Origin of the sequence: Mucilaginibacter sp. 22184, assembly GCF_052045695.1 — a bacterium.
GTDB lineage: Bacteria > Bacteroidota > Bacteroidia > Sphingobacteriales > Sphingobacteriaceae > Mucilaginibacter.
The window spans coordinates 83,386-107,492 of the sequence record NZ_JBQEPI010000014.1 but is presented as its reverse complement, the minus strand read 5'-3'; the positions used below and the strand labels follow the sequence as shown (position 1 = coordinate 107,492).

Genomic DNA, 24,107 nt, shown 5'->3' with positions numbered 1-24,107 from the left:
AAAAACATATGAAGTTTACAAAAGCGTTTTTTTCCATCGCCTTTACCCTTGCGCTGATTTGGGCGCTGCAGCATAAATTTGGCACGGTACCGCCTCTTGGTGATTTTTTAAGTCCGGCTAATGGATTTTGGCAAAATGCCGAAAGTAAAAATATTTTACCGACCACCCATCTCATGCTGCCCGGCCTAACTGGTAAGGTAACCATTAAGTATGATGAGAACCGCATTCCACATATTTTTGCCGATAACGATCATGATCTGTACTATGCGCAGGGTTATATAACCGCTACGGAGCGCCTTTGGCAAATGGATATACAAACCCGCCAGGCTGCAGGCAGGCTATCAGAAGTGGTGGGCCCTGCGGCATTGGAGATCGATCGCTACCACCGTCGCATGGGCATGGTTTACGGTGCCGAAAAAACTTTGAAAGCAATGATGAGCGAGCCGGTTGTTCGCCAGATGATATTGGCCTATACCGATGGTATTAATGCCTACATCCATCGCCTGCACCCGCGTCAGTATCCCATCGAATTTAAAATGCTGGATTACGCGCCAGAAGACTGGAAACCTATCAACTGCGCGTTCCTGCTTAAACTCATGAGCGAAACCCTGGCCGGCGGCTCCAACGAGTTTGCCATGACCAATATCTTAAGGCGTTTTGGTGCTAAAACCACCAACGACCTGTTTCCGGATTATCCCATGCACGAGGATCCCATCATCCCCGTGGGTACCAAATGGGATTTTAAACCATTGCCTATCCCTCATCCATCGGCCAACTTTTTGGGCTTGATGAACGATAGTGTTAAACGCGCGGTAAAAGAAGAAGGGATTGGCAGTAATAACTGGGCTGTATCTGGCAGTAAAACGGCCAATGGCTACCCTATTTTAGCTAACGACCCTCACCTCGATCTTACTTTCCCCTCTATATGGTACCAGATACAGCTTACATCCCCAACTGTTAATGTTTATGGGGTATCCTTACCAGGCTCACCCGCCGTTATACTGGGCTTTAACAACAATATTAGCTGGGGTATTACCAATGTTGATGCCGATGTGCTAGATTGGTACCAGGTAAAGTTCAGGGATAATAAAAAAGAAGAGTATTGGTACAACAACCAATGGAACAAAACCAACAGGCGTGTAGAGGTGATCAACATTCGCGGCCAGGAGCCTTTGTATGATACGGTGATCTATACCCATCACGGCCCGGTGGTTTATGAAGATAAAACCAAGAAAACAGAAGGCTCGCATGATTTTGTACCCGTGGGTGACGCTTTGCGGTGGATTGCGCATGATGAATCGGACGAGCTGATGACCATGTACATTTTAAACCGCGGTAAAAATTATGCCGACTATCGTAAGGCGCTTACTTATTTCAATGCCCCGGCATCCAACTTTGTATTTGCCAGTAAGGATAATGATATTGCGATCACCCCCAATGGTAAATACCCTTTAAAGTATCGCGATCAGGGTAAATTTATACTGGATGGTACCGACCCTGCCGACGACTGGCACGGCTGGATTCCTTTTGACCAGAACCCCACAGTTAAAAACCCGCCGCGTGGCTTTGTAAGTTCGGCCAATCAATCATCAACAGACCCTACTTATCCATATTATATCAACTGGTCGTTTGCACCTTATGAGCGTGGTAAACGGATAAATGACAGGCTCAGCGTTATGCAAAAAGCTACGGTTGATAGTATGCGGATCCTGCAAACCGATACCTATAGCATCCGTGCACAGGATATTTTACCAACCATGTTAAAATACGTCGACGCCTCCAAACTGGATCAACCCCAATTAACAGCGCTCGGCATTGCAAAAACTTGGAATAAAGATTTCGCGGCTAATTCAGTCGGGGCAACCATACTCGGTAACTGGTGGGCCAAGTTGTATAACATGATCTGGAGCGATGAATTTGCGGCTAAGGACCTGCAGGAAAATTATCCATCTGTTGACAGAACAGAACAACTCTTATTGAAAGAGCCAAATTCTAAATGGTTTGATGATATCCGCACACCAGCCAAAGAAACCTGTACCGATATAGTAACCCAGGCTTTTAAAACCGCAATTAATGAACTAAGTAAACAGTACGGCAAACCTGGCAAAAGCTGGGAATGGGGTTCGGTTAAAAAAATGGAGGTCGTGCACCTTACCCGTCAGGAAGCATTCAGCTCGGGTAATTTTGCTACAGGCGGTACCGGTTCAACCGTGAACGCCTTAACCGGCGGACATGGCCCATCATGGCGCATGGTGGTTCAAATGGGTCCAGCAGTAAAAGGTTACGGCATTTTACCAGGCGGCGAATCGGGCAACCCAGGCAGTTTTTTTTATGATGATATGTTAAAAACCTGGCAAAAAGGCGAACTAAAAGAATTGCTGTTCCTGCAATCGCCCGATGAAATGTCAAACCGTATTAAAACAACATTAACAATAGGCAGTAAATAAATTTAGTATCAAGTAGCTAGTATCAAGTATCACGACATCAGCATTTTTTCGTAATTTCAAAAATCTTGATACTTGATACTATCTACTTGATACTCTAAAGAAAATAAGATCATGTTATTCCTCATCATACTCATATTATCATTTGCAAGCGGTTTCTTTTTGCCCTGGTGGGTAGTGGCCATAGCGGCGTTTTCCGCAGCGTTTTTTATCGGTAAAACATCGGGCCAGGCATTTTGGTCGGGCTTTTTGGCCGTATTTATTGTATGGATAGTTTTAGCATTGTTCAAAAGCATTCCCAATGAACATATAATGGCCAAAAAAATAGCTGTGCTATTTCATTTACCAGGCTGGGGTTATTTGCTGGTGATCACCGGGATAATAGGTGGACTGGTAAGTGGCTTCGCGGCGCTTTCGGGTGTATTGCTACAAAAGGCCTTCGGAAAAGAATAGGCACCAATTACACGAATGGCTTCGAATTAACACAAACAAAAATTGAACTATTCAATTGGTGTAATTCGAAGCCACTCGTATGTAATTAGTGCCTGATTTTAGAACGCGCTTACAGCCTCTTTCAACGTTGCTACACCCTCTTTATCGCTTTTGGCCGAAGCAAAGATATCCTGAGAGGTTGATTTATCGCCATAAAAATTAGCGATCGCCGTTTTATCAATAGCCAGGTTTGAACCATTAATGGTTATACCGGCAAATAAGCCACGGCTGCGCGAATAAGAGTAAACTTCGGCTTCCAGTTTATAATCGGTACTGGCCGAAGAACTACGACCAACCGGACCTGCGGCAGCCGAAATATCTCCGCCGATAGTAAAATCGCCATTTTCAACCTTGGTTAATACACCTTTATGATGGAATACCAGGATCAGATCCACAGATTGTACACCTATTTGCAAACCAAAGCTACCGCCGGTTAAGGTTACAAATACCGGATCGCTCCATTTGCCACCAGCCAGTTTCACCATAGCAACGCCTCTTCCGCGTTTACCGCCAATACCAAAACCGGCATTGATCATTTTAGGGATAATAACAATTCCTTCCGACTGCTCCATTAATTGATGCGGAATAGTCTCCTTCATTTTGCCAAACTCTTTTAATACGTTTGCAGCATTATGTACGCGCTCCGTTTCCTTATCGCCTGCCTTGGCCGATATTAGCACAAAAAACAAGCTTAGGATCAATGGGAACTTCAAAAATTTTAATGTTTTCATGGGGTAAAATTACAATTTGTACAATGTTATATATAACTACTAACCCCCAAAACGCATACTTGTTTACATAATTGTGCAAGCAAAGAGTCATTTGTTTTTTTGTCGGAATCAGAATTAACTCCGTCGAGGGCTTCGCCGTTTACAGAATTGATGAATTCTCAGAATTATTTTTACTCAAAATCTGCACATCATCATATTTGCACATTTCAAATCCGCACATCAATATGCTTATCTTTGCACGCAATGAACACACCGGATAAACAACAGGTATTTTCTATCAACAACACTCACGATTTTGATCGGGCAACCCTGCAGATCTTTCGGCACCAGGCCAAAAACTGTGCCGTTTACCGGCAATTTATTTCGGGGCTAAGGATTGATGCAGATAAAATTACATCGGTTAAACAGATCCCATTTTTACCTATAGAGTTTTTCAAATCGCAGCGGATATTGAGCACGGATGCTCCAATTGAATTAACTTTTACCAGTTCGGGTACCACAGGTATGATTACCAGTAGCCATTTAGTGAGTGATAAAACCTGGTACGAGGATAGTTTCCGAAACGCATTTCAATTATTTTATGGCGATATCAGGGATTATACTGTGCTGGCCCTGTTGCCATCGTACCTGGAACGTGAGGGTTCATCACTCATTTACATGGTTGATGATCTGATCAAACAATCCCAATATCCAGACAGCGGTTTCTTTTTATATAATCACGACGAATTATATCAGCAACTCCAAAAACAACAGCAAGCCCAAAAGCCAACACTTTTAATAGGCGTTACTTTTGGCCTGCTTGATTTTATCGAAAACTACCAGATCAACTTCCCGGAATTGATTGTGATGGAAACCGGTGGCATGAAAGGCCGGCGCAAAGAGATGATCCGCGAGGAGCTGCATGACACCCTATGCGAAGGCTTCGGTGTAAGCCATATTCATTCGGAATACGGCATGACCGAACTACTGTCGCAGGCTTACTCTAAAGGCGACGGTATTTTTGAATGCCCACCCTGGATGAAAATTATCATCCGTGATACTAACGACCCGATCAGTGCGTTAGCAAAGGGCAAAACAGGCGGCATCAATGTGATCGATCTGGCTAATATCAACTCCTGTTCATTCATCGCTACGCAGGATCTGGGTAAGATCAACAGTGATGGAGCCTTTGAGGTATTGGGCAGGTTTGACCAATCGGACATCCGCGGATGTAATTTGTTGATTGCTTAGCGTATTTTAGTATCAAGTAGTTAGTATCAAGTATCACGACATTTTCTGCATGATCATACCGGGTTTCAGAATCTTGATACTTGATACTAACTACTTGATACTAAAATCTTCACTCTTTTAACCGGTATTATTATTATTTTTGCACGCATCATAAATGCTAAAAACATGATTGAGAAATTTTTAAACGAGGAACAAGATCCTAAAGCAGTTGAAAAGGTGTACTCCCGCCTTGTGGATCTGCTGTCTTCTGGTGAAGAGATCATTTATATAGCGGTTCAGAAAAAGCCATTGGTAAACTTATTTCCGGATTGTATTGCCATTACCAACAAACGTGTATTGTTTTTTACCCCGGCTAACCTGGGCTTATCAATCAAGTTTGTTGATTTTGTTTGGAAGGATATTGTTGACGTGCACACCAAAGAAGAGATTATTGGCGCGGTATTCAGCGTAAAAACCACCAATGGCGCCGAAATGGCGGTTGATTACCTGCCCAAGATACAGGGTCGTAAATTATACCAATACGCCCAGGAGCGTAAAGAAATTGAACGTGAGGCCCGTCGCCAGCGCGATCTGGAACAAAAACGTGCCGAATCAGGGTCTATACAGTTTGATAACCCTGCGGCGGCCCGTACTGCTACAACACAGCAAGCTTTTACAGCCCCTGCACCGGTAGTTGTTGAACAGCCTGCGCCTGCCTCCATTGCTCCTCCAACACCAGCACCTGCACCAGTTGTGCATGAAGCTCCAAAGCCTGATGAGCTTACCGAAAAACTAAAAAAATTAAAAACACTGTTTGATAACGGCCTGATATCACAGGAAGAATACAACCACAAAAAGCTCGATCTGCTGAGCGATCTATAATAGTCATTCAGTCATTATAAAAAAGGGGCGATAAGTTAAAACTCATCCCCCCTTTTTTGTCATTAGGTCATTAAGTGTTTTTAGTAATGCCTTAATGACGATTTATCAAATGACCTAATGACCTTCATAATGATGACTAATTTAAAAGTCGGTCGTCAAAGCTAAAAGATTCTTTATTCACTATCCTGATGTTCCTGGCTTCGGGGTGCAACGGGTTAAGTATGTAATTGTACTCTGCCGATACTATGGCCGACGGTACCCGCATGGCCAGGTATTCTTGCTTTTTCAAAAACTCGTCGCCCAATTTTCTTAATGATACCGGCCCCGAAACGTCCTGCCAGTTATCAGGCAACAAATCCGGGTTTAATTCTGTAATGCTGTAATTCGGCACATCAATTTGAGCCAGGCAAAAATTCGCAGGGACAATTAAAGGATCCAAATGTACCAGTACTTCCAAAACCGCCAATGATCGTGATGAGGCCAGGTAAAGCATGGGTTTACCCTCGCTGTTCCAACGACCGCCGTACAAACGGGCGCCGGTTCCGCTCAGATCATCCACATATTGGCATTTCGCTATGCGATATAAAACCATTAGGCAAAAATACCGTGCTCTATACGCCCCAATTCCCTGAAAACCATATCAAAGCCTGCAGAGGTATCCAGTATAGTTACAGGAGCCTCGCCTTTAAATACATAACCCGGGGTTTTTACCCATATTTTAAACTTATCCATGGAGCCGAAAACCTCCTCGCCACGGGTATATAAACGGGCAAGTTCAACGGCCTTTTCGGCGTACTCGGTTTTAATGATAGCGTTATCATCATAACGCTGCAAGGTACGCTCAGATATATGCAATATATTGGCCAGCTCTTGTATATTGAGGGATATTTTTTTGGCTAAAGAAAGTAAAACGCTTTTAGGAAAACCTTTACGGGCCAGGTTAATGATATCAAAATCTGTAGAGAATTTGACAGACTTTGCCCCTTCCAGTAAATGGTAAAATGAAGGAACCGGAGCCTGAACAACGTACGCTGCCATGGGCTCATTCAATTCATTTTTCTTGCTATCAGTTTTTGTTTTGTACGACATATATACAAATATAATTACCATTTGTCGTATTTCAAAATTTACGCCAACAAAAAAGCGATAAGTTTTGCACTTATCGCTTTTTCATCATTAGGTCATTATTCATTGAGTCATTAACCTACTAATGACTTGATGACGCCAAAAGCTAATGAAACAATGACTTAATTTATTCAGCAACAATAAGAAAATAGTTCTTTTTGCCTTTTTGTACCACCAGGAATTTATTATTGATCAATGCATCCGCTGTATACGTATCATCGGCCGTAGCAATTTTTACTTTATTAATGGCTGAGCCACCGCCTTGTATCATTTTTTTAGCTTCGCCCTTCGACGGAAATATTGCCGTTTTCACAGCCAGCAGATCAGTTACATTGATACCTTGTTGCAGGTCGGTTAGGGCTATCGTAAAATTAGGTACACCGGCAAACAGGCCAAGCACTTCGGTATCATTCAGTTCATTTAAAAACTCAATACCTATGTTACCAAATAAAAATTCGGATGATTTAATAGCCTTTTCATACTCTGCTTCGCCATGTACACGTATAGTGATATCTTTTGCCAGAGCTTTTTGTAATATACGTGTATGCGGCGCGGCATCATGCTCCACTTCCAGAGCTTCAATGACATCACGTTCAAACAAAGTAAATATGCGGATATAAGCTTTGGCATCAACATCGGTAGTATTTAACCAGAACTGGTAAAACTGGTATGGCGATGTACGCTCGGCATCCAGCCAAACCGCACCACTTTCGGTTTTGCCAAACTTGGTACCATCAGCCTTTTTGATCAGGTTGGTAGTTAAGGCAAACGCTTCGCCGCTATCTTTACGACGGATAAGCTCGGTACCGGTAACAATATTACCCCACTGGTCGCTGCCACCCATCTGGATGCTGCAGTTATGGTGTTTCCACAGATAGTAAAAGTCGTAACCCTGAACCAATTGGTAGGTAAACTCGGTAAACGACATACCGGTATCTCCTTCCAGGCGTTTCTTTACCGAATCTTTGGCCATCATATAATTAACGGTGATGTGTTTACCTACATCACGGATAAAATCAAGGAAGGTAAAGTTCTTGAACCAGTCGTAATTATTCACCATTTCGGCACTATTGGCGCCGCTGTTAAAATCTAAAAAACGGGTCAATTGTTTTTTAACCGATTCCAGGTTATGTTGCAAAACATCTTCCGACAGTAAATTACGTTCTTGCGATTTACCCGACGGATCGCCAACCATACCGGTAGCACCACCAACCAAAGCATACGGTTTATGACCAGCCCGCTGAAAATGGATCAACGTCATGATCTGGGTTAAATGACCCACGTGCAATGAATCGGCAGTTGGGTCAAACCCTATATATCCCGAAGTCATGCCTTTATTTAGCTTTTCTTCGGTACCGGGCATTTCGGTATGCAGCATACCGCGCCAGCGTAATTCTTCAACAAAGTTCATATTCAATATTTCAAAGGCTGCAAATATAAGAGAATAATTGGCTGAGCCGAATAGCTAAATCCGGCCAATACAGGGTTAACTAAAGGTAAAGTCCATTTCAAATAATTACTTATTTTTTGTACCTTGAGCAAAAGCCACTATTTTGCACCACAGCGTCTATGAATTTTTTATCGCATTATTACTTTGATCGTGATATCAACAACTGTTACCATATTTTAGGTATCGTTTTGCCCGATCTTTTAAAAAATGCCGATAAAAACATCATCCTTCACCCCGAAAAGCTGCACCATACCAATAAAAATGTAAATTCCATTATCGCCGGCTGGAATAAACATCTGGCGGTTGACCGCTATTTCCACTCGTCTGATTTTTTTACTCTTCATTCCCACCAGTTAAAAAAGCAATTGTTGCCCGCTATTGAGGGGTCGCCGGTAAAACCTTTTTTCCTGGGGCACGTGGCACTGGAACTCATCATCGATAACCTGCTGCTTACAACCGGCAAAATACAGGTCGACGATTTTTACGCGAACCTGGCAGCCTGCGAAACTACAGTGATCAGCGAGTTTTTAACTTTTTCTGGATTAGCCGATAGCAGCGTTTTTTTTAAGTTTTATGACGATTTCAAACGCAGTCAGTACTTGCATACCTACGCCGAGACGCACCAGATTGCCTATGCTTTAAAACGTATTTGCATGCGCATTTGGCGAAATCCATTCACCCCGCAACACGAAACAGAAATGAACTCGGTGTTGAGTAATTATCGCGATTATCTGCTGCCCGATTTCATGTCGATATTTGAAGAAATAGCCAATAAGCTCATCGCTATTTAATCCATCAAATTTTATTTAACCTATTGTTAAAAGTCATTTACCCAGGTAGTTTTCAGACTTCAAACGGTAAAAACGCTATGACAAGGCCCGGTTTATATCAAAAAGGCTTAAATATCAGCAATTAACATTAAAATATTCTTTTATTTAATAAAATTATATACCTACCTTTGCAGTCCCAATTAACAAATTGGGAAAAGGAGAAAAATTATTTAATGGCAAAAAAACAAGAAGCAGAAAAAGAATTAAAAGCGAAAGAAGCTGAACTGGGAACAGTTACCGCATCTGGCGAAAAAGAAACCATTGAATCAGAAGCTGATTCAATATCTATCGAAGAGATCAAATCAAAAATTGCAGCTACTCCAAGTGCGGATTTCGACTGGGATGCAGATGACAAAAAATTTGGTAACTATACCGATAGCGACCGTGAGAAATTCGAGAAAATGTATGATGGAACTTTCAGCTCTATCACCAAAGGCGAAATTATCACCGGTACTGTTGTTAATGTTAACAACAAAGATGTGGTACTGAACGTAGGATTTAAATCAGACGGTTTAGTTTCAGTATCAGAATTCCGTGATACACCTGATCTGAAGATCGGTGACAAAGTTGATGTATTTGTAGAGTCACAGGAAGATGCTAACGGTCAGTTAGTACTTTCACGTAAACGTGCAAAAACTCAAAAATCATGGGAGCGCATTAATTCGGCCCTTGACAATGATGAGATCATCACTGGTTTTGTGAAGAGCAGAACTAAAGGTGGTTTAATTGTTGACATCATGGGTGTTGAAGCCTTCTTACCTGGCTCACAAATCGATATCAAACCAATTCGTGATTACGATGTGTATGTAGGTAAAACAATGGAATTCAAAGTTGTTAAGATCAATCACGAGTTTAAAAACGTAGTGGTATCACACAAAGTGCTGATCGAAGACGATTTGGAAAACCAAAAAACAGAAATTGTTGCACGCCTTGAAAAAGGACAGGTATTGGAAGGTACCGTTAAAAACATTACCGACTTTGGTGTATTTATTGACCTTGGTGGTGTTGACGGCTTACTGCACATTACTGATATATCTTGGGGCCGTATCGAGCATCCACGCGAAATTCTTTCATTGGATCAAAAAATCAACGTTGTTGTGCTTGACTTTGATGACGAGAAAAAACGTATTGCTCTGGGCTTAAAACAATTAACCCCTCATCCTTGGCAAAGCCTTTCTGAAGATATTCAGGTTGGTTCAAAAGTTAAAGGTAAAATTGTTACCGTTGCTGATTACGGCGCATTCCTGGAAATCATCCCTGGTGTTGAAGGTTTGATCCACGTATCAGAAATGTCATGGTCACAAAACCTGCGCAACCCTCAGGAATTCCTGAAAGTTGGCGACGAGATTGAAGCACAAGTGTTAACACTTGACCGAGAAGAGCGCAAAATGTCATTGGGTGTTAAACAATTAACTCCAGATCCATGGCAAAATGCTGCTGAGAAATATGCTATCGGCACTCAGCACGTTGCAACAGTTAAAAACATGACCAACTTTGGTGTGTTTGTTGAACTGGAAGACGGCATCGACGGCTTGATCCACATCTCTGACCTTTCTTGGTCTAAAAAAGTAAATCACCCTAACGAATTCACTAAAGTTGGTGAAAAATTAGACGTGGTTGTTTTAGAGCTTGACGTAGAGAACCGCAAATTAAGCTTAGGTCACAAACAGCTGGAAGAAAACCCTTGGGATACTTTCGAAACCGTATTTACCATTGATTCAATTCATGAAGGTACTGTACTGAAAGTAACTGACAAAGGTGCTATCGTAGCTTTACCTTACGGTGTTGAAGGCTTCGCGCCAACCAAACACCTGGTTAAAGAAGACGGTAAATCAGTAAAAGCTGAAGAAACCGCTGAATTCAAGATCATTGAATTTAACAAAGAGAACAAACGTATCGTTATTTCACACTCACGTATCTGGGAAGAAGCTCGCGCTGATGCTCGTGTACAGGAATTTGAAAACCGCAAAAAAGAGGCAAAATCTGCTAGCAACGCGGTGAAAAAAGTGAAAGAATCAGTTGAAAAATCAACTTTAGGCGATCTTAGCGTATTAGCTCAGTTAAAAGAGCAAATGGAAGGTGCTGAAAACAAAGCCCGCAAGGCTGCACCAGCTAAAAAAGCTGAAGAATCTGAAGAAGAAGCGTAAGCTTTAACTGAAGCATATTCTCACAAAGCCCTTCCGAATAAACGGAAGGGCTTTTTTGTTGCTTGTGAAGCATCTTATATACTTTTATAATGGGATCCCGAAATAAATTCTGGGACTTCATATTTTAGTTACTGTACTTCCGTTAACAGCTTTTTAAACTCATCACTCAAAACTCAAAACTATTTACTATTTTTGCCCAAATCCACCCATACGATGCAAAATCTTACACTGCTCGACGGACAAAAATTTCAGATCACCATACAACGTTTATGTCGCCAGTTGATTGAAAATCATGATGATTTTTCACAATCGGTGCTTATTGGTATTCAGCCGCGGGGCATATACCTGGCCAAACGCGTAGCCGAAGAACTCAGAAAAATATTACCCGGCAAAACCATTTTGCAGGGCGACCTGGATATTACCTTTTACCGCGATGATTTCCGCAGGCGCGAATCGCAACTGGTACCCAATCAAACCAAGATAGATTTTATTATTGAAGGCAAAAAAGTAGTGATGATGGATGATGTGCTCTGGACTGGCCGAACCATTCGTGCCGCCATGGATGCCATGCAGGCATTTGGTCGCCCGGAGAAGGTGGAGTTACTGGCACTGGTTGATCGCCGTTACTCGCGACACATACCCGTATCGGCAGATTATGTAGGGATTGAAGTGGATTCCATCGCATCGCAAAAAGTAGTAGTAAGCTGGAAAGATACCGATGGCGAAGATAAAATTGTGCTGGTATCGGAAGCAGCGGAGTAGTATTATAAGAAAGTACATATATTAAAGCGTCATTGCGAGGTACGAAGCAATCTCTAAGCTATACAGGGTCGCTCTGTAAGTTGGGGATTGCTTCGTACCTCGCAATGACGAGAGGGACAAAAAAATAAATTTCAGAATCGAAATTCAGAGAATAAAAAAATCCGAAATCGAACATCCGAAATCCGAAATAAAAAATCATGGCAGGACTAAGCACAAGGCATTTATTAGGCATAAAAGATTTGAACCGGGCAGATATCGAGCTGATATTTGAAACTGCCGATACTTTTAAATCCGTTTTAAACCGGCCGATCAAGAAAGTGCCATCTTTGCGCGATGTAACTATTGCCAATATTTTCTTTGAGAACTCCACCCGTACCCGCCTGTCATTCGAATTGGCCGAGAAGCGTCTTTCGGCAGATGTGGTGAACTTCGCGGCGTCATCGTCATCGGTAAGCAAAGGCGAAACGCTGATCGATACGGTAAACAATATTCTGGCCATGAAGGTAGATATGGTGGTGATGCGCCACCCTTATGCGGGCGCGGGCATCTTCCTGTCGAAACATGTAAAGGCCCAGATCGTAAATGCTGGCGATGGCGCTCATGAGCACCCTACCCAGGCTTTGCTGGATGCTTTCTCCATCCGCGAAAAATATGGTGATGTGGCGGGCAAAAAAGTGGTGATCGTGGGGGATATACTGCACTCCCGTGTCGCGCTTTCCAACATTCTTTGTTTGAAACAACTGGGTGCCGAGGTTATGGTTTGCGGCCCGACTACGCTGATCCCTAAATACATCGGTTCGCTTGGCGTAAAAGTTGAACATAATTTAATAAAAGCCCTAAACTGGTGCGATGTAGCCAACATGCTACGCATACAGCTGGAGCGTCAGGACATTAAGTATTTCCCTTCCCTGCGAGAATACACTATGCTTTTTGGCTTGAATAAAACCATCCTGGATTCATTAGATAAAGAGATCACGGTAATGCACCCCGGTCCTATCAACCGCGGTGTGGAGATCACCAGCGATGTAGCCGACAGTAAGCAATCCATCATCCTTGACCAGGTAGAGAACGGTGTAGCCATACGCATGGCTGTACTGTACCTGTTGGCCGGGCAAACGCCATAAATTTCATTAAGCAGGCAGGTTCAGTTTTCTTAACCCTATTTATATAACAACGCTTGTTATCAGCGTTGATAAGCAAAGTAAAATGATAAAGTTTAAGAATGTTTGCTGTTTATGCCTTTTCATAGCTTCCCTATTTTACGTCGTATCTTCACAAGCTCAAAGTCGCCAGCAGGTGAAAACAGATTCGGTATTCGCGTTAGTACAAAAATACTTTAATGCTCAAAAAACCGATTCACTTTATTCCCTTGGTGGCGAGCTATTTAAAAAGACCTTAACTCCCGAAGGTTTCCGGTCTGTGGCCAACCAGCAGCTTTTCCCACTGGGCGATATTAAAGGTTCATCGCTTGTTAGTTTTGTTAATAACAAAGTAAGTACCTATAAGCTGATCTTCGGCGCGGTTACTTTACAGCTGCAAATGAGTCTTGATCAGGACAATAAACTGGATCTTTTCCTGTTTCAACCATTTAACCAGGTAACCGCCGATAAGCTAAATCAGGCTGCCTCAACCAATAAGTTATTAACCTCCATGGACAAAGCGATCGAATCTGTTGTACGCAGGTATATTCAAAAAGCCAATACCGTGGGCTTAAGTGTAGGCGTTTTAAAAGATGGCCAAATAAGCACCTACAACTATGGCGAAACCACCAAAGGTAACAAGCAACTGCCCACACTTCATACCATTTATGAGATAGGATCTATCACCAAAACGTTTACGGCTACTTTACTGGCTTACTATGTAAACGAAGGCAAAGTAAAACTGACCGATCCTGTTATTAAATACCTGCCCGATTCTGTGGCCAAAAATCCGGAGTTAAAATTGATCACGCTGGAATCATTAAGCAATCATACTTCGGGTTTAGCCCGTATTCCGGATAATATGGAGGCTAGCGCGACCGATGAGCTTAATCCTTATAAAGATTACACCAAGCAGCAGCTGTTTGCCTACCTTAAAACCTGTAAACTGAATAGCCAACCCGGTGAAAGATACGATTACTCCAATTTAGGTGTGGGATTGCTTGGCACCATCCTGTCCAAATTGAGTGGTAAAACATTTGAGCAAATGGTGCTCGAAATCATCTGCCGCCCGCTGGTCATGTCAAGTACTACCCAGCGTTTAAGTCCGGCCCGGTTAAGCAACTTCGCTACCGTATATAATGCCAGCGGTGAAGCTACTCCTGCCTGGGATTTTGACGTTTTAGCCCCTTGCGGGGCCCTCCATTCATCAGTAAATGATTTGCTGGCATATGCAAAGGCCAATATGACACCGGCTCCTGACAAGCTCGGTAAAGCTTTTGAGCTAACTCATCAGATCACTTTCAGTAAGGATGCCAAAATGGGCCTTGCCTGGCATATTATTATTGTTGACGGTGTGGAGTATTATTTTCATAACGGCGGTACCTACGGCAGCAGCAGCTTCCTGGCTTTTAATGCGCAAAAGAGCCTTGCTGTAGTAATACTATCCAACGCGGCAGAAAGTACAGATCTTATAGGTACTAAAATACTGCAGTTGCTGCAAAAGTAAGAGGCAAACAATCCCATCATGCCGAACTTGTTTCGGCATCTTTACCCAATTCTGTCATTGCGAAGCGTGGCAATCTCCTCGCTCGCATATTGAACGCGATGAGATTGCTTCGTCGTTCCTCCTCGCAATGACATGATTAAATTATCTGCTCGTTCGAAATGACATTCGTTTTTTAGATCATGCAGGACAAATCCATCTGTAAAAAAACATCCCACCTTGCCTAAAGCAAAGCGGGATGCAAAACAAAAGTAATCAGTCAACTGAATTAACTCAATCCTTATCCTATCAACTAATTATTTATCTTTTACTGTTGATCCGTTTCTGATTTCGTCTGAGGCTACTTTCACCAGTTTGTCATCGGGTTTAATGTCGCCGTAAACCTCCATCATATTGCCCGATGTTAAGCCTTTTTTAGCATCAACCCATATGGCTTTATGATTTACCACCTTAATTACAAACACCTTTTCGGTTGAAGTGTAAACAGCGGTTTTTGGCACCACATAAGCGCTATCGCCACCCGGCAGGGGCACGTTAACTTCGGCAAACATGTGCGGCAAAAGTTTTTTATCCTTATTGTATACGTCCATTTCTAAACGTTCTGCTCTTAGCTTTTCATCCAAAGCACCGGCCAAACGTTTCACCTGCGCGGTGAATTTTTGGTTAGGCAAAGCTTTCACCGTAAAATCAACTTCACTTTTGTTGCTTAATGAACCGGTAGAGCTTTCTGGTATGGATACTACCAAACGCAGTCTTTTCTGATCCTGTAAAGTAAACAGTGGATCGGTGCTTTTACCACCCGGACCTACATAAGCACCCAGGTTTACATTACGGCTGGTGATCACACCATCAAACGGAGCGCGTATTTCCAGGTAAGCCAGGTTAGCAGCAACTTCTTTGTAAGCCGATTTGGCTGCTTCTACGTTGGCCAGGTCAGAGTTCTTTTTGGCTTCAGCCTGCTCCAGGTCATTTTGCGATACGGTACCGGGAGTTTTGCTGGTACTTAACAATCGGTCATAAGTAGCTTTGCTGGCATAGTAAATGGCCTCCTGTTGCTTAATTCTTGACTGCGCGCCTGCTAATTGTGAGTTGATCTCCGGTGCTTCTAAAACAACCAGTAATTGTCCCTGGTGTACTTCGGAACCGATATCAACCAGCAGTTTTTTCACATAGCTGTTCACCTTGGCATACAGGTCGACCTGCTGATAAGGGATCAGTTCGCCGGGAATGGTAACTGAACCACTCAGTTTTCCTTTTTGAACCGAAACCAGCTCGACCGATGGGGTTTCCACTGCTTCCTGTTGTTGCTCTTCGGCGCTTTCTTTTTCTTTTTCCTCTGAATGACACGCACTCAGGAAACTTATTGCTACCGCTAATACGGCAAGCATAATGGTGGATCTATTTTTAAGCTTTTTCATGATGGTGCAAAGGGACATAAAATTTACTTTCTTTATCTTCTGGATCTAATGAAACTGATTGTGTGGTGGCATTACCTTGTACCCAGGCAAAAACCAATGGTAATATTAACAGGGCCGCAAATGTGGAAGCAATAAGTCCGCCAATAACCGCACGGCCGAGTGGTGATGTCTGGTCACCGCCTTCGCCCAGGCCGGATGCCATCGGAATCATACCCACAACCATCGCCAAACTGGTCATTAATATAGGGCGCAAACGCAGGGCCACTGCTTCACGGGCGGCTTTCAACGCATCCCCGTTGTGTTTACGCAATTCTTCGGCGTTGGTTATCAACAATACCGCGTTGGAGATGGATACGCCTACCGACATGATCATACCCATGTATGATTGCAGGTTGAGTGTTGCCCCGGTTATTTTAACCAATAATAACGAACCGAACAATACCGCAGGCACCGTTGATAGTACCACGAACGACATTTTGAACGACTGGAAATTAGCTGCCAGCATCAGGAATATCACGATAATAGCTACCAACAAACCTGATTGTAAACTATCCAATGTATCGGTTAATGTCTGGCTTAAACCGCGCATTTCAACGGTTAGCCCGTGCGGCAATTTTCCTATAGATTTAATAGCTTCCTGCACATCATGCGTTGCGGTACCTAAATCTTTTTTATTGATATTGGCCGTAACAGACAGGGTTGGTATAGCACCAATGTTATCATCTTCGCCATTAGCTAAGCCGGTTTTCACATCGGCCACATCACCCAGCGTAGGGCGTGCCTGGTTAGCCAATACCGGTATTTCCTTCACATCGTTCAGGCTGGCCATTTGATATTCAGGCACCTGCACCTGTACCAGGTAGCTTAATCCTACGCGCTCATCTATCCAGTTATTTTTTTCGGTAAACCTCGATGATGAGGTAGAAGCGATCAACGAGCGGGATATATCATTTAAACCTACACCCAGTTGCGCTGCTCTTTGTCTGTCGATAGTAATATCTAACGACGGATAGTTAAACGACTGGCCTATCTGTGCATCGCGCAGATATTTGATCTGTTTTAATTTATCCAATATCTTGAACGCGTATTCCTGGTTTTGTTTTTTGTTTTTACCGGCCAGGGTAACTTCTATCGGTGTTGGCGATCCCTGGCTCAGGATCTTGTCAGTCAGTTCTATCGGCTCAAAGGAGATCTTTATGCCAGGCATTTTTTGAGCTATAGAGTCCCTGAATTTTTCTTTCAGATCATCCAGGTTCACTTTATAGTCTTCTGTTAAGCTCACCTGCATAACTGCTTCCTGCGGACCAGCCATAAACATATATATCGGGTTGGTGGAGAACGAAGATGGGTGCGTACCCACCATAGTAGACGTAATAGCAATGTGATTTTTACCCACGATGTTACCCAGTATATGCTGCGCTTTCACCACCTCTATCTCGGTACGCTCCAAACGGGTACCATCGGGCGCACGCAAACGTACCTGGAATGTTCCGGAGTTTACTTTTGGTAATACGTCGCGGCCAATAATGTTAAAGAGCAGGAAGGCTAAGCCAAAAGCAACAACAACATAAACAGTTACCAGGATCTTGCGGTTGGGCAGCATCCTGTCCATGAGGCGCATAAAGCTATCCCTGAACCTGTCAAAACGGGTTACTTCTTTACCCGTATGCTCCAAAGCCCTTTTCATGGCTTTTTCTTTTTGCTCCCATGGTTCGCCTTCATCTTCCAAAGCAAAACCATCTGCATGGCTGTGGTCTTCATGTTTGTTTACCATGATCCAGTTGGCCATGATAGGTACAAAGGTTTGCGCCAGGAAGTAAGATACGATCATGGAGAAACCAATGGCCAGCGCCAGCGGCAGGAACAACGCTCCAGGAATACCTTTCATAGTAAAGGCCGGTGCAAACACTGCCAGGATACAGAACAAGATCAGTAATTTAGGAAAAGCGATCTCCTTACAGGCATCCCATATAGCCAGGGCTTTGGGTTTACCCATATCAAAGTGTTGGTGTATGTTCTCGATCGTTACTGTCGACTCATCCACCAAGATACCAATAGCCAACGACAAACCGCTCAGCGTCATTATATTGATGGTTTGCCCAAAAAGCGAAAGGAAAAATATAGCTGATATAATACAGGTTGGTATAGTTAATATTACGATGAGTGCACCGCGTTTGTCACCCAGGAACAGCAACACCATTAAACCAGTGAGTACCGCACCTATGGCGCCCTCTTCGGCCAAACTCTTTACCGCATTAATTACGTAAACCGATTGGTCAAATACAAACGACAATTTTACGTCATCCGGAACCAAAGCCTGGAAACGGGGAAGCGCTTTTTTCAAATTCTGCACCACATCCCAGGTTGAAGCCGTAGCCGATTTGGTGATAGGCAAATAAACCGAACGTTTACCGTTAATAAGTGCGTAACCGTTGGTGATGTCCGCGCCATCTTCTACAGTAGCTACATCATGTAAAAAAACTGTTTGTACACCATTTTTGTATAGTGGGATATTACCAAAATCCGGAATCTTTTTGATGGTAGTATTTGCCGGTGCCAGGTAGTTATAGTCGCCTATACGTACGTTACCCGCGGGGGTGTTTTGGTTATTCTCACGCAAAGCAGCCACGATCTGATCGGGTGTTAAGTTGTGCGAGCGTAACAATCCAGGATCAACCTTGATTACCACGGTTCGCTGGTTACCACCAAAAGGAGCAGGTGCTACCAATCCCGGAACCGATGTAAATGCTGATCTGATATAAACCAGGGCGAAGTCAAGCAATTCGTTGTTTGATCGGGTAGGACTACTAAGTACCAACTGACCAACCGGTAGCGTAGAGGCATCAAACCTCAAAATAAACGGAGGCTGTGAACCCTGCGGGAATGCCGACTGGGCCCTGTTGGTGAACGCCGTGACCTCCGCCGCGGCTTGTGCCATATTAGTACCTTCGTAAAAAGTAACTTTTATCAGTGTTAAACCCTGTACGTTTTTGGTTTCGATGGTTTTAACACCCGAAACAAAAAGCAGCAGGTTCACATACTGCTTACCAAAATAAGCCTCCATCTGGTCGGGAGTAAAACCTCCGTAAGGGTGGGATACGTAGATAACCGGCAAGTTAAGATCAGGAAAGATATCTATCTTGATAGTACGTACCGCATTGATCCCGAAAAAAAACAGTCCGGCAACTATAACCAATATGGTAATTGGTTTTTGTAGCGCCCCTTTGATCATTCCCATTATAAATGTGTATTACTGTTATTAAAAATTATTAATGAATATGCCGAAATCGCCGGTAGCTGCCGATTTAAACAGCAGTGCCTGCCATACATTGTTTAAGGCAATGTAGCGGTCAACCTCGGCACGGTTCAGTGTATAAAGAGCCTGGGTAAAATCAACAATGTTGGCCAGTCCGTTTTTATATAAGGTATATTTCTGCTTGTAAGCATCGCTCGCGGCCGAAACCTCAACCGGTACCTCGCGGTAGTTCTTCAATGAATTACCGATGCGGGTTTGTGCCAATGCCAGCTGTGCCGTCAGTTGCTGCTGCACCAGGTCGTAGTCATTTTTGAACTGCGCTGAGGTATATTTTTGCGATTGTACCTGGTAATGCACCCTGAATGGGCTGGTAATATTCCAAACCATGGCTACACCAAACAGATAATTGTACCGGGTTGGATTGGCCCCGGCGCCATAACTACTGTTAACGCTGTTTGGGTTGGTGGTATAATCATAATTAAAACCTGATCCCCTGCCCTGGTACACACCAAACAAGGTAAATGTAGGGTAGCTGAAAGTTCTGAGGTATTTGGCCTGCTCATCGCTTACGCCGATGCGGTTCTGCAGATAGCGTAATTGCGGGTGGTCTGCCAGTTGTACCGCGCTTGTAGCATCCAATGTGGTAGGCAGTTTGGTTACAAAGGCGCTGTCCAATAAAAAATCTTGCGCCGGGATGCCCAGGTAAACCGAAAGTTGGTTGCTCTGATCTTGAACAGTTTGCTGCGTATTGGTCAACGAGATTTTGGCGTTGGATACCTCCGCGTTGGCCAAAGCCGAATCCACACCCGGATTCAGTCCATTCTTTACACGGGCCGCCACAACTTTTTGCAGATCCATAGCACGGTTCAGGTTATCCTGCTGTGCCTTTTCCAGTTGCTGAGCCGCCAGTAGATTTAAATAGGTGCTGGCTACACGAACTTCGTGCTGAAATTGCTCTTGTACCAGATCCGTCTCTTCACGGTTAACAATGTTCTTTTGTACTTTGATCCGTTCTTTTGATTTACCGAAGCTGAAAAAATCCCAGCTTACGTTACTTAAATACAAGGAGCCAAATGCCGCGTTCCAGTTTTGATTAGCCTGGGCGGGGCCTGATGATGCTACGGATAAACCACGGTAACCATACAAAGGTCCGTTTTGGCCGTTAGCCGTTCCGTAGTCTTGTTGTGCCGAGATGCTTACATCTGGTAGATATTCTGTACGTGTTTCTTTTAGAAATGCCTTAGCAGCGTTTAACTGATTAGCTTTGGATTTGATGGTACCGTAGTTAGCGAGTGCCATTTGTTCAGCATCTTTGATGTTTAAAACTTTTTGCTGAGCCTGAGCCTGGAAGACAAATAAAACACCTAAAAACAGAAGTAGTTGTTTTGAAGGTAGCTTATACATAACGTGTATTTTATACACGGCAAAGGTAGGGCTATAGGATGTATGAAAAAAATGAATTAATTTTGTCATAATCATTAGTAAAATTCATAATGAACATAGCACTCCACCACTTCCGCTTAGTTGATACCATATCAAAAGAGGGCACATTAACTAAAGCAGCCGAAACGCTGCACCTTACTCAATCGGCCCTGAGCCACCAGTTAAAGGAACTGGAAAAAGAGCTGGATATTGAAGTTTTTCACCGCGAAGGCAAAAAATTACATTTGTCTGAGATTGGCTATCGCTTTTTGCGCAGTTCTGAGAAGATCATTGCCGAGATACGCTCGATGGAAGAGGACATCCGCAACTATAAAAACGGTAAAACCGGCAAGCTCAATATCAGTATGCAGTGCTATACGGCCTACCACTGGCTGCCCGGTGTTATCAAAGATTTTAAAAGCCAGTGGCCGGATATCCATATCAACATCGTATCGGATGCCACCCGCCGCCCGTTGGAATACCTCATGCGAGGCGACCTGGATCTGGGTATTGTACGTACCCAGATGGTGAACACCAAAATAACTTACGAACCTATTTTTGAGGACCGCCTAAATGCTATTTTACCAGCAGATCATCCACTGGCCAAAAAGGATGTAATCAATATCTGCGATTTTCAGGATCAGGACCTGATACTGGCCCTTTATGATCCCAGCTACCAGGATACCCCGCTTATTGAAACCCTGATACAGGAACAACACGTAAAACCCAAAACACTCAACCGCATCCACTACACCGATGCTACCATCGAGATGGTAAACGCGGGCCTGGGCATCAGCGTAATGGCCGACTGGATAGTGAAACCTTACCTGGCCAACCGGAACGTAGTGGCCAAACCATTACACCACAGCGTAGCCAAACGCACTTGGTATGCCGCTACCTGCAAGGATAACCCGGTTATCCAGAATTTCCTGGCCTGCCTGAAACTGTATTTTGCCGAGAATCAAATGTGTATGGAAGAAGAGCATTTTGAAGAATTACTGGAACAGGTGGTTTAACCTCCTTTTTGTACTGGGTATAAGTATTGGAAACCTCACCCCGGCCCTCTCCAAAGGAGGGGATTTGGGTGAGGTCTCCATGCCCTTCCCGCAGCATTACTCCTACACCAAAGGCAGCATCAAACCCAACCACCTGTCCCAACAACAATTGGATAAACAGGTAGAACTATTTTATAATCAGTGGAAAAAGCGCTACGTAAAACCCGGCTGCAAACCTGATCAATATTATATTTGGTTTGAAAGAAAAGGCAAAGAATGTGTATCCGAAGGTCAGGGCTACGGTATGGTTATAACCGTACTGATGGCCGGTTATGATCCATCTGCACGACATACTTTTGACGGCCTTTACCGGTATTTCAAAGCCCACCCGGCTAAAACATCCCCCTACCTCATGGCTTGGGCTCAGGTAAAAGGCTGTAAAGATCTTGACCACAGCACCGCTACCGATGGCGATATGGATATTGCCTATTCCCTGCTGCTGGCTGGCAAACAATGGGGCAATACCGGCAGTATCAATTACCTGCACGAAGCGCAAAGCATCATAGCGGCCATTATGCAGCACGAGATCAACCCCAAGACTTATTCCGTTTTGCTGAGCGACGCCATTGAATATGATAGCGCCGACTACTTCGATATGCGTTCATCCGACTTTATGCCGGCCCATTTTAAAGCCTTTGAAGCCACTTTACATAACGGCAAATGGAAATCAGCAATCGATAATAATTATCACCTCTTCTCTACTATGCAAGCCCAATACAGCCCCGATGCCGGCCTGGTGCCCGATTTTATCCGCGGCATCAATAAAACCCATCATCCGGCACAACGCAATTATCTCGAATCACCATACGATGGTTATTATAACTACAATGCCTGCCGCGTACCCTGGCGAATAGCCAGCGACTATTTATTATATGGTGACCAAAGAGCTAAGATTTTCACCGATAAAATAAACCACTGGATCCGCGAAACCACCAATGGCAATCCCGATAATATTTCGGCAGGATATACCCTGGCCGGGAATGATATCAAAGGCCGGTATTTTGAAGCGCTGAGTTTTATAGCCCCTTTCACCGTATCAGCCACGGTTGATCAGCGTAACCAACAATGGCTCAATAAGCTATGGGATTACCTGGTTGCCTTTAAACTCCGAGATTACGACTATTACGATAACAGCATCAAAATGCTTGACATGATCATCGTATCGGGTAATTACTGGAAAGCATCTTGATTTCGAATTAACTTCGTTGAGGGCGCCGTCGTTTCAGATGTTCGAATTTTGATTTATTTTTAATTTCGGATTCAGCAATCGAATTTATTATTATGTTAATTCTTAAATTCCGTAAATTCTGGTTCAGAATACTTAATTTATAACCAAATGGAACAATACGAGAAACTGTATCTGTATAAACGGATAGTGCAAGCCAAACTATTCATCGACAGTCATTTCTCCCAAAACATTGATATTTCCAACATAGCCGATGAAGCATGCTTCTCCAAATATCACTTTATCAGGCTTTTTAAATCCATATACGGTAAAACCCCGCATCATTATCTTACCCAAGTGCGGATAGACAAAGCCCGCTTATTATTGGCCGAAGGCAATACCATTATGGACGTTTGTGTAAGCATCGGTTTTGACAGTCCCACATCGTTTACAGCCGTATTTAAAAAAGTGGTGGGTAAAACACCTTCAGTGTTTCAAAACAGTCAAAAAGCAAAGCAGCAGGCCATTCGGGCTAATCCCTTATCTGCTGTTCCAAATTGCTTTGCAGAATCGCACGGCTACATCAAAAAATAGCAATTTTCAAGAGGTAATAATGTGATGCATTGCCCATGTTTGTATTGTTAACCAAATACATACAAAAAATGATCACCAAAGTAACGCACATGTGCATTTATGTTCTTGACCAGAACCGCGCATACGATTTCTATGTAAACAAGCTGGGTTTCAAGGTACACACAGATGCCCCCATGGGCGAAGGTACCCGGTGGCTGACCGTAACCCCGCCCGAACAACCCGAACTGGAAATAACCCTGTTCCTGGTTGCCGAAGGTGGCATGTTTGATAAGGAAACCGTACAAACCATGACCCACCTTATCCAAAAAGGAACCTTCGGTGCGGCCGTATTCACCTGCCACGACCTGCTGGCAACCTACGAAGAATTAAAGGCTAAAGGAGTGGTATTCAAAAAGGTACCAACAAAAGAGTTTTATGGCTATGAAGCCTTGTTTACAGACGATTCTGGCAACTGGTTTTCATTGGCACAAATTGAATCTTAA

20 protein-coding genes are annotated in these 24,107 nt (G+C 43.5%); 13 read left to right on the top strand and 7 right to left on the bottom strand.

All coding sequences use genetic code 11. The features are described 5' to 3' along the window. Positions 1-8: 8 nt before the first annotated feature. Both ACTJKG_RS25775 and ACTJKG_RS25770 read left to right on the top strand, forming a co-directional pair. Positions 9-2,447, top strand: a complete 2,439-nt coding sequence (locus ACTJKG_RS25775) for a penicillin acylase family protein (protein ID WP_440740785.1) — start codon at positions 9-11, stop codon at positions 2,445-2,447. 111 nt (positions 2,448-2,558) lie between these two features. Further along, complete coding sequence (locus ACTJKG_RS25770) at positions 2,559-2,897, top strand: hypothetical protein (RefSeq protein ID WP_440740784.1); 339 nt, start codon at positions 2,559-2,561, stop codon at positions 2,895-2,897. A gap of 98 nt (positions 2,898-2,995) precedes the next feature. Here the strand turns inward: ACTJKG_RS25770 and ACTJKG_RS25765 are convergent, their stop codons facing one another. After that, the gene (locus tag ACTJKG_RS25765) at positions 2,996-3,667 is read right to left on the bottom strand and encodes a lipid-binding SYLF domain-containing protein (protein ID WP_172336206.1); all 672 of its coding nucleotides are present in this window, start codon (positions 3,665-3,667) and stop codon (positions 2,996-2,998) included. 243 nt (positions 3,668-3,910) lie between these two features. Between ACTJKG_RS25765 and ACTJKG_RS25760 the strand changes: the two genes are divergently transcribed. Then, entirely contained in the window at positions 3,911-4,897 is a 987-nt protein-coding gene (locus ACTJKG_RS25760) for a LuxE/PaaK family acyltransferase (protein WP_440740783.1), read from the top strand. Positions 4,898-5,062: 165 nt separating this feature from the next. Then, positions 5,063-5,758, top strand: a complete 696-nt coding sequence (locus ACTJKG_RS25755; RefSeq protein WP_440740782.1) for a PH domain-containing protein — start codon at positions 5,063-5,065, stop codon at positions 5,756-5,758. A 136-nt stretch (positions 5,759-5,894) separates the two neighbouring features. On the opposite strand, the gene ACTJKG_RS25750 is transcribed toward ACTJKG_RS25755, so the two are convergent. The 3 genes from ACTJKG_RS25750 to tyrS all read right to left on the bottom strand — a co-directional run bounded on the left by ACTJKG_RS25750 (position 5,895) and on the right by tyrS (position 8,294). Beyond that, the gene (locus tag ACTJKG_RS25750) at positions 5,895-6,350 is read right to left on the bottom strand and encodes an RES family NAD+ phosphorylase (RefSeq protein ID WP_440740781.1); all 456 of its coding nucleotides are present in this window, start codon (positions 6,348-6,350) and stop codon (positions 5,895-5,897) included. Then, a complete protein-coding gene (gene parS, locus ACTJKG_RS25745; protein WP_172336210.1) occupies positions 6,350-6,847 on the bottom strand; it encodes a type II RES/Xre toxin-antitoxin system antitoxin in 498 nt (165 codons plus the stop codon). The genes ACTJKG_RS25750 and parS overlap by 1 nt, the downstream gene beginning before the upstream one ends. A gap of 163 nt (positions 6,848-7,010) precedes the next feature. Further along, entirely contained in the window at positions 7,011-8,294 is a 1,284-nt protein-coding gene (gene tyrS, locus ACTJKG_RS25740; protein ID WP_172336211.1) for a tyrosine--tRNA ligase, read from the bottom strand. A 158-nt stretch (positions 8,295-8,452) separates the two neighbouring features. Here tyrS and ACTJKG_RS25735 point away from each other — a divergent pair, with 158 nt between their 5' ends. The 5 genes from ACTJKG_RS25735 (at position 8,453) to ACTJKG_RS25715 (ending at position 14,718) form a co-directional block, all read left to right on the top strand. After that, complete coding sequence (locus ACTJKG_RS25735; protein WP_172336212.1) at positions 8,453-9,124, top strand: hypothetical protein; 672 nt, start codon at positions 8,453-8,455, stop codon at positions 9,122-9,124. Between the two features lie 212 nt (positions 9,125-9,336). After that, complete coding sequence (gene rpsA / locus ACTJKG_RS25730) at positions 9,337-11,310, top strand: 30S ribosomal protein S1 (protein WP_440740780.1); 1,974 nt, start codon at positions 9,337-9,339, stop codon at positions 11,308-11,310. A 213-nt stretch (positions 11,311-11,523) separates the two neighbouring features. Next, the gene (pyrR, locus tag ACTJKG_RS25725; protein ID WP_166089608.1) at positions 11,524-12,072 is read left to right on the top strand and encodes a bifunctional pyr operon transcriptional regulator/uracil phosphoribosyltransferase PyrR; all 549 of its coding nucleotides are present in this window, start codon (positions 11,524-11,526) and stop codon (positions 12,070-12,072) included. Between the two features lie 197 nt (positions 12,073-12,269). Next, the gene (locus ACTJKG_RS25720) at positions 12,270-13,196 is read left to right on the top strand and encodes an aspartate carbamoyltransferase catalytic subunit (protein WP_076374071.1); all 927 of its coding nucleotides are present in this window, start codon (positions 12,270-12,272) and stop codon (positions 13,194-13,196) included. A gap of 82 nt (positions 13,197-13,278) precedes the next feature. Continuing rightward, complete coding sequence (locus ACTJKG_RS25715) at positions 13,279-14,718, top strand: serine hydrolase domain-containing protein (protein ID WP_440740779.1); 1,440 nt, start codon at positions 13,279-13,281, stop codon at positions 14,716-14,718. A gap of 293 nt (positions 14,719-15,011) precedes the next feature. On the opposite strand, the gene ACTJKG_RS25710 is transcribed toward ACTJKG_RS25715, so the two are convergent. The 3 genes from ACTJKG_RS25710 to ACTJKG_RS25700 are packed head-to-tail and all read right to left on the bottom strand — an operon-like array spanning position 15,012 to position 20,793. Next, positions 15,012-16,133, bottom strand: a complete 1,122-nt coding sequence (locus tag ACTJKG_RS25710; protein WP_440740778.1) for an efflux RND transporter periplasmic adaptor subunit — start codon at positions 16,131-16,133, stop codon at positions 15,012-15,014. After that, positions 16,120-19,371 carry an efflux RND transporter permease subunit gene (locus ACTJKG_RS25705; protein WP_172336216.1) on the bottom strand — a complete coding sequence of 1,084 codons (3,252 nt, stop codon included), beginning with the start codon at positions 19,369-19,371 and terminating at the stop codon, positions 16,120-16,122. The genes ACTJKG_RS25710 and ACTJKG_RS25705 overlap by 14 nt, the downstream gene beginning before the upstream one ends. Before the next feature lie 21 nt (positions 19,372-19,392). Continuing rightward, positions 19,393-20,793 (bottom strand): TolC family protein, encoded by a 1,401-nt coding sequence (locus ACTJKG_RS25700; RefSeq protein ID WP_172336217.1) that lies wholly within the window; start codon positions 20,791-20,793, stop codon positions 19,393-19,395. An 89-nt stretch (positions 20,794-20,882) separates the two neighbouring features. Between ACTJKG_RS25700 and ACTJKG_RS25695 the strand changes: the two genes are divergently transcribed. The 4 genes from ACTJKG_RS25695 to ACTJKG_RS25680 all read left to right on the top strand — a co-directional run bounded on the left by ACTJKG_RS25695 (position 20,883) and on the right by ACTJKG_RS25680 (position 24,107). Continuing rightward, complete coding sequence (locus ACTJKG_RS25695; RefSeq protein WP_172336218.1) at positions 20,883-21,827, top strand: LysR family transcriptional regulator; 945 nt, start codon at positions 20,883-20,885, stop codon at positions 21,825-21,827. Further along, entirely contained in the window at positions 21,799-23,055 is a 1,257-nt protein-coding gene (locus tag ACTJKG_RS25690) for a glycosyl hydrolase family 8 (protein ID WP_440740777.1), read from the top strand. Before ACTJKG_RS25695 ends, ACTJKG_RS25690 begins: the two co-directional genes overlap by 29 nt. A 147-nt stretch (positions 23,056-23,202) precedes the next feature. Next, positions 23,203-23,625: a helix-turn-helix domain-containing protein gene (locus ACTJKG_RS25685; protein WP_172336220.1), complete on the top strand. Its 423-nt coding sequence runs from the start codon at positions 23,203-23,205 to the stop codon at positions 23,623-23,625. Positions 23,626-23,660: 35 nt separating this feature from the next. Beyond that, on the top strand, positions 23,661-24,107 hold the full coding sequence (locus ACTJKG_RS25680; protein WP_440740776.1) for a VOC family protein: 447 nt from the start codon (positions 23,661-23,663) through the stop codon (positions 24,105-24,107).

Bases quoted from the DNA above. Each gene is read 5' to 3' on its own strand.
- tyrS (WP_172336211.1), bottom strand. From the start codon at position 8,294: ATGAACTTTGTTGAAGAATTACGCTGGCGCGGTATGCTGCATACCGAA.
- ACTJKG_RS25680 (WP_440740776.1), top strand. From the start codon at position 23,661: ATGTTTGTATTGTTAACCAAATACATACAAAAAATGATCACCAAAGTA.
- pyrR (WP_166089608.1), top strand. From the start codon at position 11,524: ATGCAAAATCTTACACTGCTCGACGGACAAAAATTTCAGATCACCATA.
- ACTJKG_RS25750 (WP_440740781.1), bottom strand. From the start codon at position 6,350: ATGGTTTTATATCGCATAGCGAAATGCCAATATGTGGATGATCTGAGC.
- ACTJKG_RS25765 (WP_172336206.1), bottom strand. From the start codon at position 3,667: ATGAAAACATTAAAATTTTTGAAGTTCCCATTGATCCTAAGCTTGTTT.
- ACTJKG_RS25695 (WP_172336218.1), top strand. From the start codon at position 20,883: ATGAACATAGCACTCCACCACTTCCGCTTAGTTGATACCATATCAAAA.
- ACTJKG_RS25705 (WP_172336216.1), bottom strand. From the start codon at position 19,371: ATGGGAATGATCAAAGGGGCGCTACAAAAACCAATTACCATATTGGTT.
- rpsA (WP_440740780.1), top strand. From the start codon at position 9,337: ATGGCAAAAAAACAAGAAGCAGAAAAAGAATTAAAAGCGAAAGAAGCT.
- ACTJKG_RS25715 (WP_440740779.1), top strand. From the start codon at position 13,279: ATGATAAAGTTTAAGAATGTTTGCTGTTTATGCCTTTTCATAGCTTCC.
- ACTJKG_RS25760 (WP_440740783.1), top strand. From the start codon at position 3,911: ATGAACACACCGGATAAACAACAGGTATTTTCTATCAACAACACTCAC.
- ACTJKG_RS25720 (WP_076374071.1), top strand. From the start codon at position 12,270: ATGGCAGGACTAAGCACAAGGCATTTATTAGGCATAAAAGATTTGAAC.
- ACTJKG_RS25735 (WP_172336212.1), top strand. From the start codon at position 8,453: ATGAATTTTTTATCGCATTATTACTTTGATCGTGATATCAACAACTGT.
- ACTJKG_RS25700 (WP_172336217.1), bottom strand. From the start codon at position 20,793: ATGTATAAGCTACCTTCAAAACAACTACTTCTGTTTTTAGGTGTTTTA.
- ACTJKG_RS25770 (WP_440740784.1), top strand. From the start codon at position 2,559: ATGTTATTCCTCATCATACTCATATTATCATTTGCAAGCGGTTTCTTT.
- ACTJKG_RS25775 (WP_440740785.1), top strand. From the start codon at position 9: ATGAAGTTTACAAAAGCGTTTTTTTCCATCGCCTTTACCCTTGCGCTG.
- ACTJKG_RS25710 (WP_440740778.1), bottom strand. From the start codon at position 16,133: ATGAAAAAGCTTAAAAATAGATCCACCATTATGCTTGCCGTATTAGCG.
- parS (WP_172336210.1), bottom strand. From the start codon at position 6,847: ATGTCGTACAAAACAAAAACTGATAGCAAGAAAAATGAATTGAATGAG.
- ACTJKG_RS25685 (WP_172336220.1), top strand. From the start codon at position 23,203: ATGGAACAATACGAGAAACTGTATCTGTATAAACGGATAGTGCAAGCC.
- ACTJKG_RS25755 (WP_440740782.1), top strand. From the start codon at position 5,063: ATGATTGAGAAATTTTTAAACGAGGAACAAGATCCTAAAGCAGTTGAA.